Origin of the sequence: Nocardia farcinica, assembly GCF_029867845.1 — a bacterium.
Lineage (GTDB): Bacteria > Actinomycetota > Actinomycetes > Mycobacteriales > Mycobacteriaceae > Nocardia > Nocardia farcinica_A.
In genome coordinates, this window is record NZ_JARWRU010000224.1 from 1 (window position 1) to 2231 (window position 2231).

1 protein-coding gene is annotated in these 2231 nt (G+C 73.1%); it reads left to right on the plus strand.

All coding sequences use genetic code 11. The features are described from left to right. The first annotated feature begins 513 nt into the window (after positions 1-513). On the plus strand, positions 514-2109 hold the full coding sequence (locus QH283_RS04620; RefSeq protein ID WP_280501769.1) for a GMC oxidoreductase: 1596 nt from the start codon (positions 514-516) through the stop codon (positions 2107-2109). Positions 2110-2231: the final 122 nt, after the last annotated feature.

The window sequence follows — 2231 nt, forward strand, 5'->3', positions numbered from 1 at the left end:
GCGGGGGGGGACACCGCCATCAGCGGGTTGGGCGCAATGCTGCGGGCACTCGTCTTAGATCGCCGGGCCGGCGGGGGTGCGCCCGGGCGGTCAGGGCGACCTCGACGCGGGGTCGTGACCACCGCACCGGTGGCCGCGGCCCCGCGTCTCTGCGGTGGCGACGCCACGCCTGCGCCGCCACGGCCCGGCAGCGGCGCGCGCCCGTCCGGCGAACCATGACATGTCGCTCTCGTCACACCAGGCCTCCTCAGCTATCGATCATCGGCTCGCACCGCCGGAGCGGGCCTCTCGCCGCCGGGACGGATCGACGGTGATAGCGGATGCCCTCGCGCCGCCCGCGGGGCCAGGATCGGGCATTTCACCCGCCCGCCACCCCCGTCGCGACGTTCCGGCACGCCCGGCGAAACTGGTTGCGCCCGATTCCCGTGCTTGACTCCGGTGTGACCCACGCGGCAGACTCCCCCGAGACCGGACAGCGTTGTCCGGTCGCTCTACTTCTACTCGAGGGTTGTCATGTCGGTAATCACGCGCCGGTCCGTGCTGACCGGAGCAGCCGCGGCCGGGGTACTGGCCGTGGGTTCCTGGAACGCCAGCGGACGCCAGGCGGTCGCGCCGCGCGGCAATCAGATCCCGATGGTCTTCGAGGACCACCGCGTCGTCGTGGTCGGTTCCGGCTTCGGCGGCGGCATCAGCGCGCTGCGGCTCGCCCAGGCGGGCGTGCCGGTGACGGTGCTCGAACGCGGCCTGCGCTGGCCCACCGGGCCCAACTCCGAGACCTTCCCGCGCGCCTCCGCGCCGGACAAGCGGCTGCTGTGGTACCGGAGCAATCCGAACCTGTTCGGCACCCCGCTCGTCTTCGAGCCCTACACCGGCCTGATCGAGGCGGTGGCCGGGGAGAACATGACCGCGCTGTGCCCCTCGGGCGTCGGCGGCGGCTCGCTGGTCTACCAGGGCATGTCGCTGCAACCGGACCGCGAGGTGTTCGCCGCGCACTTCCCCGCAGGCATCGAATGGGACGTGCTCGACCGGGTGCACTACCCCCGGGTCGCGCGCATGCTCGGGCTGGCGGTGGCGCCCGACGAGCTGGTCGAACACCCGAACTACCTGGCCGCGCGGGTCTTCGCCGACCATGTGCGCCGCGCCGGGCTGCCGCTCGAGAAGATCCCCATGCCGATCGACTGGAACTACGCGCTGGCCGAGCTGCGCGGGGAGATGAAGCCCAGCTACACCAACGGCGACGGCGCGATGGGGGTCAACAACGGCGGCAAGAACTCCGTCGACGTCACCTACATCGCCGCCGCCGAGGCCACCGGACTGGTGCAGGTCCAGACGCTGCACGAGGTCACCGACGTCGAGCGCGCCCCGGACGGCCGCTGGAACATCCACGTCGACCGCCTCGACACCACCGGCACGGTGGTGGAACAGAAGATCCTCACCGCGGGCACGCTGATCATGGCCGCGGGTTCGGTCAACACCACCAAGCTGCTGGTGCGCGCCAAGGCCACCGGCCGCATCCCCGACCTGCCCGACGCCGTCGGCGAGGGCTGGGGCACCAACGCCGACCGCATCTACGTCTGGCACAACCCGGGCGCGCACTTCGGTCAGGCCCAGGGCGGTCCCGTGGTGTACGGCAGCAAGAACTGGGCGGAGCCGGAGAGCGCGTGCACGCTGGTGCAGGCCTCCATCCCGCCGCTGCAGATCGATCCGCAGAGCACCATGATGGTCGGCTACGGCGTCAGCCGCGACCGCGGCCGCTTCACCTACGACGAAGCGGCGGGCGAGGCCAGGCTGTACTGGCCCGCCGACGGCGACTCGCACATCCAGAACACCAGGATCGGACCGCTGGCCCACCGCATCGCCGGGCCGGACACCACCCTGCTGGACACCAACGCCGTGTTCCCGTCAACCTGGCACGCCCTCGGCGGCGCCTGCATGGGCACGGTCTGCGACGTCAACGGCCGGGTGCTCGGCCAGCGCGGCCTGTACGTGCTCGACGGCGCGCTCATGCCGGGCAACACCGCCGCCTGCAACCCGTCGATGACCATCGCCGCGGTGGCCGAGCACGCCATGGACACCCTGGTGGCCGAGGACGTGGGCACCGTCATCTGATCCCCGTGCCGGCCGAGCTGGGGGCGGCCCGGCACCCGCGACACCGGGGGGGGGGGGGGGGGGGGGGGGGGGGGCGCCCCCCCGCGGGGGGCCCCCCCCCCCGCCCCCGCGCGGGGGGGGGG

Excerpts from the sequence above, each read along its gene's own strand:
- QH283_RS04620 (WP_280501769.1), top strand. The coding sequence starts at position 514 with ATGTCGGTAATCACGCGCCGGTCCGTGCTGACCGGAGCAGCCGCGGCC.